At 61.7% G+C, this 16,982-nt stretch carries 15 protein-coding genes and 1 rRNA gene; 11 read left to right on the forward strand and 5 right to left on the reverse strand.

Features of this window, described 5'->3' with window-relative positions:
- The first annotated feature begins 16 nt into the window (after window positions 1-16).
- Window positions 17-129 (forward strand): 5S ribosomal RNA (gene rrf, locus HWX91_RS33860).
- A gap of 288 nt (window positions 130-417) precedes the next feature.
- On the opposite strand, the gene HWX91_RS33865 is transcribed toward rrf, so the two are convergent.
- On the reverse strand, window positions 418-1,419 hold the full coding sequence (locus tag HWX91_RS33865; RefSeq protein WP_025648106.1) for a LysR family transcriptional regulator: 1,002 nt from the start codon (window positions 1,417-1,419) through the stop codon (window positions 418-420).
- A gap of 200 nt (window positions 1,420-1,619) precedes the next feature.
- Here HWX91_RS33865 and HWX91_RS33870 point away from each other — a divergent pair, with 200 nt between their 5' ends.
- The 3 genes from HWX91_RS33870 to HWX91_RS33880 all read left to right on the forward strand — a co-directional run bounded on the left by HWX91_RS33870 (window position 1,620) and on the right by HWX91_RS33880 (window position 5,885).
- Window positions 1,620-3,785, forward strand: a complete 2,166-nt coding sequence (locus HWX91_RS33870) for an FUSC family protein (RefSeq protein WP_028197423.1) — start codon at window positions 1,620-1,622, stop codon at window positions 3,783-3,785.
- A 177-nt stretch (window positions 3,786-3,962) separates the two neighbouring features.
- Complete coding sequence (locus HWX91_RS33875; protein WP_028197422.1) at window positions 3,963-4,178, forward strand: hypothetical protein; 216 nt, start codon at window positions 3,963-3,965, stop codon at window positions 4,176-4,178.
- A gap of 192 nt (window positions 4,179-4,370) precedes the next feature.
- Window positions 4,371-5,885 (forward strand): acetyl-CoA hydrolase/transferase family protein, encoded by a 1,515-nt coding sequence (locus HWX91_RS33880; RefSeq protein ID WP_028197421.1) that lies wholly within the window; start codon window positions 4,371-4,373, stop codon window positions 5,883-5,885.
- Between the two features lie 62 nt (window positions 5,886-5,947).
- Here the strand turns inward: HWX91_RS33880 and HWX91_RS33885 are convergent, their stop codons facing one another.
- A complete protein-coding gene (locus tag HWX91_RS33885) occupies window positions 5,948-6,202 on the reverse strand; it encodes a GlsB/YeaQ/YmgE family stress response membrane protein (RefSeq protein WP_028197420.1) in 255 nt (84 codons plus the stop codon).
- Window positions 6,203-6,364: 162 nt separating this feature from the next.
- Complete coding sequence (locus HWX91_RS33890) at window positions 6,365-7,072, reverse strand: MgtC/SapB family protein (protein ID WP_028197419.1); 708 nt, start codon at window positions 7,070-7,072, stop codon at window positions 6,365-6,367.
- A gap of 653 nt (window positions 7,073-7,725) precedes the next feature.
- On the opposite strand from HWX91_RS33890, the gene HWX91_RS33895 reads away from it, so the two are divergent.
- Window positions 7,726-8,250, forward strand: coding sequence for a hypothetical protein (locus HWX91_RS33895; protein ID WP_028197418.1), 525 nt, complete (start codon window positions 7,726-7,728; stop codon window positions 8,248-8,250).
- A 136-nt stretch (window positions 8,251-8,386) separates the two neighbouring features.
- Here the strand turns inward: HWX91_RS33895 and HWX91_RS33900 are convergent, their stop codons facing one another.
- A complete protein-coding gene (locus HWX91_RS33900) occupies window positions 8,387-9,550 on the reverse strand; it encodes a metallophosphoesterase (protein WP_028197417.1) in 1,164 nt (387 codons plus the stop codon).
- A 386-nt stretch (window positions 9,551-9,936) separates the two neighbouring features.
- On the opposite strand from HWX91_RS33900, the gene HWX91_RS33905 reads away from it, so the two are divergent.
- Complete coding sequence (locus HWX91_RS33905) at window positions 9,937-10,266, forward strand: hypothetical protein (protein WP_028197416.1); 330 nt, start codon at window positions 9,937-9,939, stop codon at window positions 10,264-10,266.
- A 58-nt stretch (window positions 10,267-10,324) separates the two neighbouring features.
- Here HWX91_RS33905 and HWX91_RS33910 read toward each other — a convergent pair whose 3' ends face one another.
- Complete coding sequence (locus HWX91_RS33910; RefSeq protein WP_028197415.1) at window positions 10,325-10,909, reverse strand: malonic semialdehyde reductase; 585 nt, start codon at window positions 10,907-10,909, stop codon at window positions 10,325-10,327.
- Window positions 10,910-11,066: 157 nt separating this feature from the next.
- Between HWX91_RS33910 and HWX91_RS33915 the strand changes: the two genes are divergently transcribed.
- The 5 genes from HWX91_RS33915 (at window position 11,067) to yjfF (ending at window position 16,970) form a co-directional block, all read left to right on the forward strand.
- Window positions 11,067-11,666 carry an alpha-ketoglutarate-dependent dioxygenase AlkB family protein gene (locus HWX91_RS33915; RefSeq protein WP_028197414.1) on the forward strand — a complete coding sequence of 200 codons (600 nt, stop codon included), beginning with the start codon at window positions 11,067-11,069 and terminating at the stop codon, window positions 11,664-11,666.
- Between the two features lie 336 nt (window positions 11,667-12,002).
- Window positions 12,003-12,989 carry an ABC transporter substrate-binding protein gene (locus HWX91_RS33920; protein ID WP_030100885.1) on the forward strand — a complete coding sequence of 329 codons (987 nt, stop codon included), beginning with the start codon at window positions 12,003-12,005 and terminating at the stop codon, window positions 12,987-12,989.
- Window positions 12,990-13,213: 224 nt separating this feature from the next.
- A complete protein-coding gene (locus HWX91_RS33925) occupies window positions 13,214-14,839 on the forward strand; it encodes a sugar ABC transporter ATP-binding protein (RefSeq protein WP_028197412.1) in 1,626 nt (541 codons plus the stop codon).
- Window positions 14,836-15,867 carry an ABC transporter permease gene (locus tag HWX91_RS33930; protein WP_042275364.1) on the forward strand — a complete coding sequence of 344 codons (1,032 nt, stop codon included), beginning with the start codon at window positions 14,836-14,838 and terminating at the stop codon, window positions 15,865-15,867. The genes HWX91_RS33925 and HWX91_RS33930 overlap by 4 nt, the downstream gene beginning before the upstream one ends.
- Window positions 15,867-16,970, forward strand: a complete 1,104-nt coding sequence (gene yjfF / locus HWX91_RS33935) for a galactofuranose ABC transporter, permease protein YjfF (protein ID WP_028197410.1) — start codon at window positions 15,867-15,869, stop codon at window positions 16,968-16,970. Before HWX91_RS33930 ends, yjfF begins: the two co-directional genes overlap by 1 nt.
- Window positions 16,971-16,982: the final 12 nt, after the last annotated feature.

Genomic DNA, 16,982 nt, shown 5'->3' on the forward strand with positions numbered 1-16,982 from the left:
ACGACAACAAGTCATGCCTGATGACCATAGCGAGTCGGTCCCACCCCTTCCCATCCCGAACAGGACCGTGAAACGACTCCACGCCGATGATAGTGCGGATTCCCGTGTGAAAGTAGGTAATCGTCAGGCTCCCCAGCAGCATCAGAAACCCCACCCCGAAAAGGTGGGGTTTCTGCGTTTACGCACACCGGAAACACAGTACAAGATTCTGTGTCGTCGCGACCGCAAGGGGGCGCTTGACTCCCGTTCCCAGCCTCCGCGTGACAACGCGCCTCCATGCCGGGAGGCGCGTCGTGAAAACGAAGCTATCCGGCAGGCCATGTACTTCATCACAAATGGTCCGCCACTTCGTTATCCCCGCTACTGCCTTGCTCAGATGCGGCAGTTTCTCAGCCAAAAATCAGCCGAAAATCAGCATCAGTGTGCCGCGGCGTCTCCGTCCCCAATGCTGGCCGTTCTCGCAGGTATCCCGCCATCAACTGCATCCATCTGGCCGATTTCTGCAAGCAATGCCTCGTCGCGTGCAATTACCTTCGGCAGATGCGCGCGTAAGAACTCAACCCAAGTCCGCGTCTTCGCATCGATGAACTTGCGTGACGGGTACAGCGCATAAACGTTCATCTTCTGCAGCGTATATTCCGGCAATACGCGGACTAGCGTCCCGTCACGCAAGCCCGTGATCGCTGCATAAAGGGGCACCATACCAATGCCCATTCCCTCGTGAATCGCAACGATCAGCGATTCCGCGATATTCACCTGCACGGGTCCGTTTACTTCCATCGTCTCGCTGCCGTTGGGGCCGTCGAGCACCCATTCGTGGGGTGGAAATGCGGGCGTGTGCAAAATCAGGCACTCATGGTGCGCCAGGTCACCCGGCTGCTGCGGTGCGCCATGAGCGCGCACGTAAGCAGGCGATGCGCACAGGATGCTGAAAGTTGTACCCAGCGGGAGTGACACGAGGTCGGAATTCGGCAGCGTCGAGGCGCCGACCACAGCGACGTCGGCGCTACCTTCGAACAGATCGGGCATGCGCTGCGATAACGTCAGCTCGACGGTCACTTCGGGATAGAGCGCACGATAGCGCGAGATGGCGGGCAACACATAATGCTGGCCGATGCTGGCAAAGCTGTGCATGCGCAACGCGCCGCTCGGGCGCTCGTGCGCGCAACTTGCTTCTTCTTCCGCCGTATCGACATCCGCAAGGATCTGTTGAGACCGCTTCAGGTAACGCTCGCCCGCCGTGGTGAGCGCGAGCCGCCGCGTCGACCGGTTCAGCAGGCGTGTACGCAGATGAGCTTCGAGTTCCGAGACGGCGCGGGACATCGCGCCGGTCGTTGAATTGAGTGACTGCGCGGCGGCGGTGAAACTACCGGCTTCGACCACGCGCACGAACACTCGCATATTTTGTAACGTATCCATCGATCCTTCTATTTCACGGCAGAAGCCGTATTGTCCCCCTGTCCTGCAAGTCCATTGTTGTTCGTTCTGGAAGGGAGGTTCCGCGCCCGTCCCATTAATACGCGCAGCACATGCTCCTACAATCGGCGCCTTGCCTGGCCGGTGCACGCAGCGTTCACCGGCGCCTCTTCCAGTGACAAACCGGGACGCGTTGCTCTCTGATGAAACGCCAACATGCGATCAAACCGACGGTGGACGCCCGCCGCCAGTGGAGCGTTATGTTGCCAGCGCTCAGTCCAGCCATTCGAGACTGGGCGAATAGCGACGGTTTGATCTGGCTGCATCTGCTGAAAACGGTCACCGCAGGTTTGCTGGCGCTCGGCATTGCCATGCTGCTGGATCTCCAGCAGCCGCGGATCGCGATGACGACGGTGTTTGTGCTGATGCAGCCGTTTAGCGGCATGGTGCTCGCCAAGAGTTTCTATCGGATTCTCGGCACCGCGGTGGGAACGATCGCCGCGTTGGTGCTCGGCGCGCTGTTCGTCCAGCAGCCCGAACTGTACATGTTCGGCATGATCGGCTGGGTGAGCGCGTGTATCGCGGCGGCGGTCCGGTATCGGCATTTCAGATGGTACGGCTTTGTGCTGGCTGGTTACACGGCCGCTCTGATCGGCATTCCGAATGTCACCATGCCTCACGAGCTCTTTCTGGCGGCGCTCACGCGAGCGGCCGAGGTGGCGGTCGGGATCGTGTGTTCGAGCGCGGTGAGCGCGCTGATCGTGCCGCAGCGCTCCAGCCTTGCCTTGCGGCATGCGCTCCAGATTCGATACACGAATTTTACTGCGTTCGCGGCCGACGTGCTGAGTCGTGGAATCGAGCGCGGCCAGTTTGAACGGCGCTTTGCGGATCTCGTCGACGAGATCGTCGGATTCGAGGCGACGCGCACGTTTGCCGCCTTCGAGGACCCTGCGATGCGCTCACGCAACCAGCATCTCGGCCGTTTGAACGGCGAGTTCATGGACGCATGCGCGCGGCTGCACGCGCTGCGCCAGTTGCTCAAACGCCTGCGCGACGGCGGCCCGAGCCGGATCGTCGACGCCATCACGCCATATTTCCACGAGCTCTCGATACTGCTGGCGTCCACCCGCGACGCGGACGTCGATGCATCGAGCCTCGCTGCCCGTATGCGGCTTTTCCAGGCGAGCTTGCCAAGGCGCGTACGCGAAACGAGGCGGCCGCTGGAAGCCAGCCCCGCTGAATCGCTGGCGGACTTCGATACGGCCGCGGAATTGCTATATCGGTTCGTCGACGAATGGATCCGTTACTCCGAGACTTACGCGTCGTTGGCGCGGCGCAAGTCGGCAGCAGGGCAGCGCACCGCCGGCCGCTACGTGAGTAAAACCAACGGCTATGTGGTCGCGTTTACCTTTGCGAGATCGGCCGCGGTCATGGCGATTGCCGGCTGGTTCTGGATCGCCACCGACTGGCCGAGCGGCGGTCTTGCCGTGATCGGCGCGGCGCTGGTCTGTGCATTGACGTCGACCGCGCCGAACGCATCGAAAATGGCCGTGCAGATGGCCATTGGTGCTGTGCTGGCGACCATGACGGGCTATCTTTTCATGTGCCACGTGTATCCCCGCATCGACGGTTTTCCGTTGCTTTGTGCGACGCTTGCGCCGGTGCTGGCACTCGGCGCATTCATCGCGTCGCGTAAGCTCGCGGCAGGCTATGGCATCGGTTTTTCGGTGTTCTTCTGCCTGCTCGCCGGCCCGGACAACGTCGTCACCTATGCTCCCGATCTGCTGATCAATAACGGCATGGCGATCACCGTGTCGCTATTGCTTGCCGCGATCGTTTTTGCCGTGGTGTTTCCCGCGGATATGCCGTGGCTCACCGAGAGAATCAAGGGCGACTTGCGCACCCAGGTGGTGTCCGCTTGCAAGGACGAATTACCCGGACTCAATCAACGTTTTCAGTCGAGCACGCACGATCTGACGTCGCAGCTACGCATGCTGCTGACACGCCGCTCGCGCCGCCGCCGAGACGCGCTGCGATGGATGCTCGTCACGCTCGAAGTAGGGCATGCCGTGATCGATCTGCGTAACGAAGCGGCGCATGCCAGCTATTTGCAAGGACTTCATCCGCGCTGGCGTGACAGTCTCGAGCGTACTTGTGACGACCTTGCACGGCTCTTCGCGCGACCTGATGCGCCTGCACTCGCACAGTCGCTCGTCTCCGTGCGCTCGGCCACATGGATCGCGCAGGACGTACTGGAAACCGTTCATGTCGATCGCGACAAGCGGCATGATCTGCAGCGCATTCTGAGTTGTCTGCATTTCATCCGCACAGCGTTGCTCGACAAAGATGCACCGTTTCATGCGCGTTGAGGCCGGTACTCATGTGCGCCGGACCGGGAGCAGCTTCGATCTTTCTGCCAGATGGAAAGATCACTTCCGCCCAGCCCCGTTTATCCACGTAGGTGGCAGTCATATAGTTTCATCACTGCCTTGCAATCCCCACAAGGGACGTCCTGCTGGCGGTAACCGTAAGTACTGGAGAACGAAATGAATGTGTTGAAGATTGCCCTGATTGCCTGCTCTTTGTCCGCTGTTGTCGCCCATGCGCAAACGGCGCCGGCCGCTCCGGAGCAACAGGTTGCGCAAGCGAATGCGCCGCGCGCCAACAGCGTTGCCGCGCAAGGCCGCGCCGTTGCACCGGCGGCTAAAGTGGAAGAGTGCGTCGGGCCTGTGAGCTTCTGCAATATCTACTTCGGCAGCTAGGCAACGCCACGAGTAACACCTGCGGTACCCGCTGGACCTGTCGCGGAAGTGCTGCATGCGATGAAATGCCTGGTCGCGACGCCGTCTCATCAAGACGCCGCGGCCGGTGCGGCAATCTGGCTATTGGGCGAAGCACACCGCAGACGTGCGCACCGGTAGACTGGACGGTTGACTATGGAGAGACCCAGTTTCATGTATCAAGACCGGATTCGTTGCTCCGCACTGCGCGGAAAAATCACGTCGGCCGCTGAGGCGGCGCTTCTCATTCAGGATGGCATGCGTGTCGGCGCCAGCGGTTTTACGCGCGCGGGCGATGCCAAAGCGGTTCCCGTCGCGCTCGCCGAGCGGGTTCTTCAGGAAGGCAAGCCGCTGCAAATTACGTTGATGACCGGCGCATCGCTTGGTCATGACGTAGATCGCATGCTTACCGAGGCGCATGTGTTAGCGCGCCGCTTGCCGTTTCAGGTCGACAAGACTCTGCGCGACGCGATCAATCGCGGCGAAGTGATGTTCGTCGATCAGCACCTGTCCGAAACAGTCGAGATGCTGCGCGCAAATCAGCTCGGCAAACTCGATATTGCGATTATCGAAGCCGTTGCGATCACCGAAACCGGCGGTATTGTGCCGACCACTTCAGTGGGCAACTCGGCCAGCTTCGCGATTCTCGCCGACAAGGTGATTGTCGAAATCAATCTTGCTCAGCCCCTCGCACTCGAAGGGCTGCACGACATCTGGATTCCGGGCCGCAGACCGAATCGCGAACCGCTGCCGATCGTGCGTCCGCAAGACCGGGTTGGCACGCAGGCCATTGAAATCCCGCCGGAGAAAATCGCGGCAATCGTGATCACCGATAAGGCGGACAGCCCGTCAACGGTGCTGCCCGCCGATGTGGAGACCGAACTGATTGCCGGCCATCTGATCGAGTTCTTCCGGCACGAGGTTTCGCATGGGCGCATGCCGCGGAACTTGCCGCCTTTGCAGGCGGGCATCGGCACGATTGCAAATGCGGTGCTGGCCGGTTTTGTCGATTCGCCCTTCGAAGCTTTCGAAATTTACTCGGAAGTTCTGCAGGACTCGACCTTCGATCTGATGGACGCCGGCAAGGTGACGTTCGCCTCGGGAGCGTCCATCACGCTGTCGGCCGCGCGCCAGGCGCAGGTGTTCAGCGAACTCGAGCGCTATCGCGATCATCTGGTGCTGCGCCCGCAGGAGGTCAGCAACCATCCTGAAGTGATTCGCAGGCTCGGTTTGATCGCATTGAACACCGCGTTGGAATTCGACATCTACGGCAATGTGAACTCCACGCACGTCGGCGGCACGCACATGATGAACGGCATTGGCGGCTCGGGAGATTTCGCGCGCAATGCGTCGTGCGCGATCTTTGCGACGAAGTCGATGGCGAAGGCAGGGCGGATTTCGAGCGTCGTGCCGATGGTGCCGCACTGCGATCACAACGAACACGATGTGGACGTGGTCGTGACGGAGCAGGGCTTGGCCGACCTACGCGGATTGGCGCCGCGCGAACGCGCTACGCTAATCATCGAGAACTGTGCGCATCCGCTCTATCGCGATCTGCTGCGCGACTACTATCGGGACGCCTTGCAATGGGGTGGGCAAACGCCGCATCAGTTGGATCAGGCTTTCGCGTGGCATACGCGCCTGCGTGACACCGGCTCGATGTTGCCGGCAGTGGAGGCCGTGCTCTAATTAAGTGAAAGCGGCGTCAGGGGGCATTCGCCCCTAACGCCGTAAGACATCAGGTGCTACGCTCAGGTGCCGCGCCGGACAAGCCGGATAAGAAACAGCAGAATGACGGCGCCAATCACAGCGGTAATGATCGAACCGATCCAGCCGCCGCCCAGTGAAATGTGCAGCACACCGGCAAGCCAGCCGCCGATGAACGCGCCGACAATCCCGACGATGATGTCGACGATCAGGCCGAAGCCGCCGCCCTTGACGAGCACGCCAGCCAGCCAGCCGGCGATTGCGCCGATGATGAGCCATGCAATGATGCCGTGTTCCATAATCGAGACTCCATGGTTGAGTGTGAAAAATTCACGGTGACAGAGCTTAGTCGAAGGTTATGGGACAGTCCATATTCAGGACGCGGAATTAACATTGTCTAAATCTATTGCAAGCTAAGTGTAGACGATGCGCGCGAATATGGGGAGCTTACACGTGGCGACTCATTCCGGCGTCGGTTCCGCTTCTTTCGCGATCCAGCTAACGCTCGAGACGCTCTTTTCCATGCTGATGCGGCTCGCCATCTGTTCGAGCTTCGATTGATCTTTCGGATGCAGCTTCAAGGTTGCCGTAACGCGAATGCGTCCCGACTCGTCTTCGATGTCTTCGCTCGTCAGGCTCTGGAAAGACAGCGGCGACGAATACATCGAGTTGGATACCGCGGTACGAATGTGAATCTCGTCGGCCTCCCGGCAAACGATCGTCAGCACATACTCGCGCACGAGGTCGGCGTCCGAAACGGGCGCTGCGTTGATGGCACGGCTGACTTCACGCAGCACGGTATTGGTCAACAGCACGACTGCGGTGCCGGCGAGCGCCGGACCGTAATGCCCCGCACCGCACAATACGCCGACCGCCGCCGAACACCATAGTGTGGCGGCCGTATTGATCCCCTGAATGGAACCCTTGTCGCGCATGATCACACCGCCGCCAAGAAAGCCGACGCCCGATACCACATACGCGGCAATCTGCGTGATGCCGGCGGTCCCGTTGCCCGTCAGCACGCCCAGCGTGACGAACAGGCACGCGCCGCTCGCCACCAGCGTGATGGTGCGCAGGCCGGCGTTGCGCTGGCGCATCTGCCGTTCGAGGCCGATCGCAACGCCACAGCTGAAGGCGGCGAGGAGCCGCAAGACGAATTCAATTGTCATCGATCAGAAAGGTTGAGATGCGTTGTTCGCACAGTGTGAATCTTGCACGTGACAACAGCACGTAAGCACGCGGCTGCGGTTAGGCGTGACGACGCCAGCGAGCCAACACTGGCGCGCAAAAAAATCATGGAGCGTCGGCCGGGCGTTGAGCCATGCGGCGCTTCACTGGCAGTGCGAGGGGATATACGACGTGCACCGTCGGCCCGAAGGCAAGACGGCGACAGTTAAAGGCTGGCGCGGAAATCTTGCCGATCAGGCGATCGGGCGAATCGAAGCTCGACTGGTACTACTGCTACTGTCCAAGATCGTGATTCCGGTTAAATGAACTGGCCGAATTTTAGGCAGCTCTGCAAAGTTAAGTCAAGCTGGGATGAGGCGGGTGGCGCAATAAGTTGTCGGGTGTCCGCGGACTCTTCCACGGCGAGCGCAGAATTTTCCGTGCATAAATACGGACTCCGAATATTGACGGCGTCCATCCCGGAAAACACACTGTTTGCACACTTCGAAGCATGTCGTGCGGTTCTGGTGCCCAATCCGCGTTTCACTTCTCTCGGTTTTGCCCAGATATCTTTCGGTCGCCCTGGTGTCATGCCAGACGTATCCGATCCGCACAACGTCGCCCCTGTTCGCTGTTTACCCAATTTGAGGAATGTATGAAAGATAAAGCTCTTGGCATCATCGCCGGTGCATTGATTGCCGCTGCTCCGCTCGTGTCGTTTGCCGCCGGTTTGCCCGCTCCGTTTGAAGGCAGCAGTACGCTGCAGGCAGATGGTGTGGTTAAGTCGGTCGATCAGGCTAAACATTCGGTGACCGTGCTCGACGCGCAGGGCGCCGAAGCGTCGTTCACCATCACCGATACGAGCAACCTGGCGCAGATCAGACAGGGCGGCAAGATCCATATCCGTATGATGCGTAACGCCACGGTCAGCGTTACGCACGGTGCCGGCGGCCATGGTTCGGCGGCTCAACCGGCGCCGCAGAACACGGCCCAGAACGTAAGCGCTGAAGTTCAGGCCATCGATCACGCCACCGGCATCATGGCGCTCAAGAGCCCGAATGGCGAGGTGTTTCATATTCAGGGGCGCGAACCGGCAAAGCTCGCTGGCGTGACGCCGGGCATGCAAGTGTTGGTGGCGTATGCACCGCAAGTTAGCGTGGCCGTGGCGCCCGCGCAGTAACTCGTAGTAACAGGCATTAGCTGACGGGCGCATTAGCGCTGGAGCGCGGACGGTCTTTGCAGACGTCCGCGCTTTTTTGTGCCACCTAATCCCGTATGACTTCGGCGCGGGGATGTTGGACGGCTGGTCCGGCGCTTCAGTCGGGCTCGCCAGGCACGAGGCGCAATCGCGTAATCTCCGAGGGCGCTCCCAGGCGCTTCGGCGGCCCCCAGTAGCCGGTGCCGCGACTCGTGTAGACCCACAGGCCATTCAGTCGCGCGAGACCGGCTGTGAACGGCTGCTGAAAACGCACGAAGAAGTTCCACGGGAAGAACTGGCCGCCGTGCGTATGGCCGGACAGTTGCAGCGTAAAGCCTGCTGCCGCGGCTGCTTCCGCGGAGCGCGGCTGGTGCGCGAGCAGTACTTTGATCAGCACGTCGCCTGGCGCGCCGGCGAGGGCCGCAACCGGGTCGCTGCGATGCAACGGGTCATGATGACCCGCCGAGTAATCCGTCACCCCGGCAATCACGGCCCGCGCACCGTCGTGTTCCACGATCACATGCTCGTTAAGCAGAACGTTTAGCCCCAGGCGCCGGAATTCGTCGATCCAGGCGTTCGCGCCGGCGTAATACTCGTGGTTGCCGGTCACGAGAAACGCGCCATGACGCGCACTGAGCCGCGACAGCGGCTGCGTGTGTTTCGTCAGTTGCGGCACGCTGCCGTCCACCACGTCGCCTGTGACGGCAATCAGATCCGGCTTCAGGCGATTCACCGTGTCGACGATCGCATCCACGTAGCGGCCTTTAATGGTCGGGCCGACATGGATATCGCTGATCTGCACGATCGTGAAACCGTCCAGTGCTGCCGGTAAATCGTCGATCGGCACTTCGATCGTCACTACTCTTGCGCGGCGCCGTGCATTGAACAGGCCGACGAGTGTTGACAGCAATGCAAGCAACGGTACCGCCGCCGCCGAACCGATGCGCCAGTGCGCGATCGTCAACGAGTTCGGCCAGATTGCATCGACGGTGAGCAGCGAGGCGAGCGCCAGGTCGCGCACGAACGTCAGCACCAGCAGCGACGAGAAGAAACCCATCGCCAGCAAGCCGACCCATGCGAGGCGGTCGCTGAGCGGTTGCTGTTTGATGGTGCGCGCCAGCATGCCGAGCGGTATCAGAAAGATCGACAGCACCAGCCACAGCGCGCACAGCCAACGGCCGACGGCACTCACTGGCATGTCGGGAATCAGACGAAGGCCGACGTAGATATGTAGCAGGATGCCAATCAGGATGATGCGAACAAGAAACGATGAGCGGCGCATAGAGAGGATAGAGGCGGGAAGGGGCCGACGCGCGGAGCAGCGGCAGCGGCTCGCCAGGCGCGATCATGAAATGGCGGGCGAGCCGGATCATTCTACCGAGATGTGGCGCCCCTTGCCGACGGCGCCAGATTTGCTTCCAGCCGCGGCCGAGCAGGTCCGTGCCAGACGACGCAACGGATATCGCATTGCAGCAATTCCGCTTGCCGCATCCGGGCCGGCAGGATCGGCGAAACGCTGTGGACACTCTAATTAAATGGGCTTTGAATTGCCTGTCGCGTGGAGTATTCTCAAATAAAAGCAGCTTGCAGAAGCGGCAGCCTCAGGCCATCGCGGCCAAGGGGCGGGTGGTTCGGTTGTCAGTTGAGGGCGAGGCAGGAGGGCGCATCATGAAACTGCTTGGATCAGGTAGTCACGTACGCCACGTACTTCATGGGCATCACGTCGGACGAGAGGGCAGTCACGTCATGCTGCCGCTGGTGGGTATATGCCTGATGGCGCTCGCCTTGTACTTCGGCGTGCGCGGCATCGACTTCTCCGAATTGGGCAAAAGCGCGTTATTCGACGTCGTGATGGTATGCGTTGCGCTCGGCATCGCAGGGCTGTTCGGCGTCGTCGGCGCGTGGTTGCGCTCCAGTGGCGACGACGCCGACGAGGGCTTCTGCTTCGTCGGCGCGGTGATCGGCGCGGTGGTGTTCTACGTGGCGCTGTTCGGATAAATACACCGGCGGCACGTTAGCATTGGCATCGGCGGCGGCATAGGCGGCCGACAGCCTGTCAGACGATCCGGGCGGCTTCGTCGAAGGCGAAGCGCGGGCTGCGCGGGAACAGCTTCGACGGGTCGCCATAGCCCAGGTTGATCAGAAAGTTCGACTTGACGGTCGTGCCGGAGAAGAAGGCTTGGTCGACCTTGGCGGCGTCGAATCCCGACATCGCGCCCGTGTCCAGACCGAGCGCGCGGGCGGCGAGAATCAGATAGCCGCCTTGCAGCGTCGAATTCCGAAAGGCCGTATCCGCGATCGCCTTATCGTTGCCTGCGAACCAGCTGCGTGCGTCGGCGTGCGGAAACAGCTTCGGCAGATGCTCGTAAAACGCCATATCCATCCCTACGATCACCGTGACCGGTGCTGCCATCGTCTTCTCGAGATTGCCCGGCGACAAGGCCGGACGCAGCTTTTCCTTGCCTTCGGGCGTTTTCACGTAGACGAAGCGGCCGGGGCTCGAATTGGCCGAGGTCGGCCCGAGCAATACGAGCTCGGTAAGTTGCCTGAGCACGGCGTCGTCGACCGGTTTGTCCTGCCAGCCGTTGTGCGTGCGCGCTTCGCGAAAGAGTTGATCGAGAGCCTGATCGGAAAGAATCATGATGGAAGTCCGTCGAAATGAAAGAATCGGAGAAATGGATGACGCTGGCGAATGACAGCGCAAGCCGCAGGCATGAGAGTCGTCGCCGTTGCCGCCATAATAGCCAGGGTTTCTAGTCGCGCACGAATCGCGTGCGCAATCGCATTCAGGCAATCTCATGGCGGACCTTTTCGATAACTTCCCAACGCCCGACGTGGACTGGTTCCCGGAGTGGCTCACACCCGAGGCCGCGGCGCACGCGCTAACCCAACTCATCGACGAAGTGGAGTGGCGTCAGGACATGATGGGCACACCGGCCGGCCGTGTGCCGCTGCCGCGGCTGACTGCCTGGCAGGGCGAGCCGGACGCGGTCTACGTCTACTCCGGGATTCGCAACGTACCGCAACCGTGGACGCCGGCCGTCGCCGAACTGAGGAGCGCGGCGCAAGCAAGCTGCCAGGCGCGCTTTAACAGCGTGTTGATCAACCGTTATCGCACTGGTACCGACAGCATGGGGTGGCACGCGGACCGCGAGCCGGAACTCGGCGTGCAGCCGGTGATTGCGTCGATCAGCCTCGGCGTGGCGCGCACCTTCGACCTGCGGCATAACAAGACCGGCGTCGTGCAGTCGTTCTCGCTGAAGGGCGGTAGCTTGCTGGTGATGAAAGGCAACACGCAGGCCGAATGGCGGCATCGTGTGCCGAAGGAGCCGCGCGTGGCCGGCGAGCGCATCAATCTGACGTTTCGCTGGGTGACGCCGCGTGGAGCGGCCCGTTAGATGGAGGGCCGGCCGTCAGTCGTCCAATCCGGTGCCCACCCGGCACTGGCCAATGGCCGGAGACCCTGAGGTCGGGCACTTAAACGCATAAAAGAGCATTGCCCACGTCCCCCTTCCGCCCGCGCGAGCGAGCGTCATCCCCGCGGAACCGTCCCGCCCCACGTCATAACTGAACCCGCCCGCCATACCAAAATTGGTATCGCCGACGCGAATCATATGATTGGACGGTTAACGCCCCAGACACTACGCTACATCACGATCCACACACCCTGAGGGCCGCAAACGCTGGGCGGGTTCGTTATGGATCGCTGACACAACAACGAACAGGAGACAGTCATGGCGAATACACGACGCGCCGCATGTCGTGCGTTGGGCGCGCTCGCGCTTTGCTCGAGCATCGGCGCGCTGGCGCTGGCAACACCGGGCGCTTACGCGCAGGACAAACAGATCACGCTCGGTTTCGCGCAGGTCGGCGCCGAAAGCGCATGGCGAACCGCCAACACCGAGTCGGTGAAGTCCGCGGCGGCGGATGCGAAGATCAAACTCAAGTTCTCCGACGCCCAGCAAAAGCAGGAAAACCAGATCAAGGCGATCCGCTCTTACATTGCGCAGAAAGTCGACGTGATCGCGTTTTCGCCCGTCGTCGAATCGGGCTGGGAACCGGTGCTACGCGAAGCTAAAGCCGCAAACATTCCGGTGATCCTGACCGACCGCAACATCGACGTGAAGGACACATCCTTGTACGTGACGATGATCGGCTCGGACTTCCTGGAAGAAGGACGGCGTGGCGGTCATTGGCTCGAGGATCACTATAAAAACGATCAAGGCCCCATCAACATCGCCGAGTTGCAAGGAACGGTTGGCTCAGCTCCCGCGAACGACCGGCATGCCGGCTTGATCGAAGTGATCAAGAGCGATCCCAAATTTAAGATCATCGCGTCGCAAAGCGGCGATTTCACCCTTGCTGGCGGCAAGCAGGTGATGGAAGCATTTATAAAAACTTATGGAAATAAAATAAATGTAGTTTATGCGCATAACGACGATATGGCGCTCGGCGCGATCCAGGCGATGGAAGAGGCCGGTATGCATCCGGGCAAGGACATCACCGTCGTTTCATTCGATGCGACCAAGGGCGGCTTCCAGGCGATGGCCGCGGGCAAGATGAACGTCGATGTGGAATGCAGCCCGTTGCTGGGCCCGCAACTGATGTCAGCGGTCAAGGACGTGGTGGCCGGCAAGCCACTGCCCAAGCGGATCCTGACGCAGGAGACGGTCTTCCCGATGAGCGTCGCGGCGCAGACTTTGCCGACACGCAAGTACTGACTCGAACTGTATGGGGCAGGGTATGGCGGCTAACTGGTTAGCTATCCATACGATAGGCGCAGGATAAAAAGCGAACTGAAGACAGATCATCAAAGTTTCTCCAGCGGTGCCTGACCGCCCGGCTGCTTTGGCATCGGGCGGTCTCTTTTCCGCCGGATCAGCTTGTGCCCGACTCGATCTGCCTGAGCCAACCCGAGCAACGCAACGCCCATCGAGCGAGGTCTATGACGCATCCCGCATCGGAACCCAATCCGCCGGCCACTCAGGCCACCCCGGCCAGTCCAGGGCACGCCCACGCAAGCGCGGCCTCGCATCCGCTCGAGCCGATTCTTGCGACGGCCGGTGTCAGCAAGACTTTCCCGGGCGTGAAAGCGCTGCAGCGAGTCGATTTTCGCCTGCTTCCCGGCGAGATTCATACGTTGATGGGGCAGAACGGCGCCGGCAAATCCACCTTGATCAACGTGCTGACCGGCGTACTCGCGCCTGATGCGGGCACGATCCGCCTCGGCGGCGAAGTCGTGGCGTTTGCTTCGCCGCAGGAGGCCGAGGCCGCCGGCGTGCGCACGCTGTATCAGGAAGTGAACCTGTGCCCGAACCTGTCGGTGGCGGAGAACATCTTTGCGGGCCGGCAGCCGAAGCGGTTCGGCGCGATCGACTGGCCCGACATCAAGCGCCGTGCGCAGGCCGCGCTCGCACGTCTTGACGTCACGCTCGACGTCACGCGGTCGCTGGATGCTTATCCGATCGCCGTGCAGCAGATGGTGGCGATCGCCAGAGCGTTATCGGTCGATGCACGCGTGCTGATCCTCGACGAGCCGACTTCCAGCCTCGACGACGGCGAAGTCACGCAGCTTTTCAAAATACTTCGGCATCTCAAGCAATCGGGAATCGCCATCCTGTTCGTCACGCATTTCATCGAGCAGACCTATGCCGTCTCCGATCGCATCACGGTGATGCGCAACGGCGAACGCGAAGGCGAATATCTGGCGCGCGACCTGCCCGCCGACCAACTGGTCGCGAAGATGGTCGGTCACGAGCGCATGAGCGCGCGCCTGCGCGAAGCGGCGCAGGTCGGGCATGCTGCCCATGAGGGGAAAGGGCCGCAGGGCAACGCGGCGCTTCAGCCATTCGTCGAACTGCGCGGCGTTGGACGGCGCGGCACCTTGCAGCCGCTCGACCTCGACGTGCAACCGGGTCAGATACTCGGGCTGGCCGGTCTGCTCGGTTCGGGCCGCACGGAAACCGCGCGGCTATTGTTCGGGGCGGACCGCGCCGACAGCGGCACGATTCTGATCGAAGGCCGGCCGGTGCGGCTGCGTTCGCCCCACGACGCCGTGCGGCACGGCATCGGCTACTGCGCGGAAGACCGCAAGAAAGAGGGCATCGTCGCCGAACTGTCGATCCGCGAGAACATTCTGCTGGCGTTGCAGGCGCGACGCGGCTGGTGGCGCAAGATCAAACGGCAGCGCGCCCATGAAATCGCCGACATGTGGATCGAGCGTCTCGGCATCAAGGCGACGGATGCCGAACAGCCGATCGGGTTGCTCTCCGGCGGCAACCAGCAGAAAGCACTGCTTGCGCGCTGGCTGGCTACCGATCCCAAGCTGCTGATTCTCGACGAACCCACTCGCGGCATCGACGTCGCCGCGAAGTTCGACATCATGGACCGCTTGCTGGCGCTATGCGCGAACGGTCTGAGCATCCTGTTCATTTCATCGGAGATCAGCGAGGTGCTGCGCGTGAGCCATCGTGTGGCGGTGCTGCGCGACCGCCGCAAGATCGCTGAAGTGGCCGGCAACGCGTCGAACGAAGACAACATCTATCGACTCATCGCGGGGAGCGGCGAATGAAGCTATCGAACTGGTTCGTGCGCGACGGTGCGGAGCGGCCGTTGATCTGGCCTTGCGTCACGCTGGTGCTGTTGTGCGCGCTGAATCTGTGGGTGAATCCGCATTTTCTGTCGCTGCGTATGCTCGACGGCCACCTGTTCGGCGCGCCGATCGACATCCTGAATCGCGCGGCGCCGCTGGTGCTGGTCGCCACCGGCATGACGCTCGTGATAGCCACGCGTGGCATCGATATTTCAGTCGGCGCGGTCGTGGCGATTGCTGGCGCCGCTGCGGCCACGATACTCGCGACGCAGCCCGAGCCGAGTGGCGGATTGATCGCCCAAGCGTTAATCGCGGCGCTGATCGTCGGCGTATTGAGCGGCATGTGGAACGGACTGCTGGTGTCGTTCGTCGGCATGCAGCCGATCATCGCCACGTTGATCCTGATGGTGGCCGGGCGCGGCATCGCACAGTTGCTGACGGCGGGGCAGATCATACCGATTGGCGCACCCGGCTATCTGCTGGTCGGCGGCGGGTACTGGCTTGGCGTGCCGTGCTCGGTGTGGATCGCAAGCGCGGCCGTGCTTGCCACCGCGGCGCTCGTTGAAGGCACGGCGCTCGGGCTTTTCATTCGCGCGATCGGCGTCAATCCGGTGGCGACACGCCTCGTCGGCTTGCGCTCGAAAGCGCTGATGTTCGCGGTGTACGGTTTCTCGGGCTTGACCGCCGCGATGGCGGGCATCCTCATCAGTTCGAACGTGCGCAGCGCCGATGGCAATAACGCGGGCCTGCTGCTCGAACTCGACGCGATTCTGGCGGTGACGCTCGGCGGCACCTCGCTGCTCGGGGGCCGCTTCAGTCTGACGGGCACGGTGCTGGGCGCACTGATTATCCAGACGCTCACTTATACGACCTACTCGATCGGCGTGCCGCCGGAGGCGACGCTCGTCGTCAAGGCGGCCGTGGTGCTCGCGGTGAGCGTGATCCAGTCGCCCTCGGCGCGCGCGCTTGCCATGTCGCTCTTCACGCAGCGCGGGGTGGCGCGATGATGAAACGACTTTTCGACGTCTGGGCCCATATCGTCGATCCGCGCACGCTGCCCATCGCCGTGACCATCCTGCTGTTCTGCGCGCTGTTCGGTTTCGGCTCCGTGATGTACACCGGCTTTCTCTCGTGGCAGGTGCTGCTCGACCTGCTGGTCGATAACGCCTTCCTGCTGATTGTCGCAATCGGCATGACATTCGTGATCGTGTCCGGTGGGATCGATCTGTCGGTGGGCTCGGTGGTGGCGCTGACCACCATCGTCGAAGCGGTACTGTCCGAACACATGCATTGGCCGGTCTGGCTGATCGTGCCGATCGTACTGCTGATGGGCACGGTGTTCGGCGCGGTGCAGGGCGCACTCATTCACTTCTTCCGCTTGCAGGCGTTCATTGTCACGTTGGCCGGCATGTTCTTCGCGCGTGGCTTGTGCTTCCTGATCACGACGCAGTCGATCACCATCAACGATCCGACGTTCCAGAAAATTTCCGCGTTTCGCCTCAATATCGGTGTCGGTTCGGTTTCAGCCAATGTGTTGATCGCGCTTGTCACGCTGGCCGCTGCGATCTATGTCGCGCATTTCACGCGCTTTGGCCGCAACGTGTATGCGGTGGGCGGCAATCCGCGCTCGGCCTTGCTGATGGGCTTGCCGGTCGCGCGGACGCGGATCGGCGTGTATGCGCTGAGCGGGTTCTGCTCGGCGCTCGGCGGCGCGGTATTCACGTTCTATGTGCTGTCGGGCTATGGGCTGCAGGGCCAGGGCATGGAACTCGATGCGATCGCGGCGACGGTGATCGGCGGCACCTTGTTGACGGGCGGGGTCGGCTATGTGATCGGCTCGCTATTCGGCGTCGGCATTCTGGGCACGATCCAGACGCTGATTACCTTCGACGGCACCCTCAGTTCGTGGTGGACCCGCATCGTGATCGGTGCGTTGCTATGCGCGTTCTGTCTGCTGCAGCGATTGATCGAGCGGCACGCAAAATCGACGCGGCGTCCCGGTGGCACCGGTGCGGTCGCAACCCCCGGCCGCGAGCGTGAGCGGGGGCCGGGCGGCGCCACGGCGCCCGATTCGCACGTGATCGGACGCGCGCCGGAGCAGGCGCTATAGCAGGAATGCTCA

The organism is Paraburkholderia fungorum (assembly GCF_902833645.1).
Classification (GTDB): Bacteria; Pseudomonadota; Gammaproteobacteria; order Burkholderiales; family Burkholderiaceae; genus Paraburkholderia; species Paraburkholderia fungorum.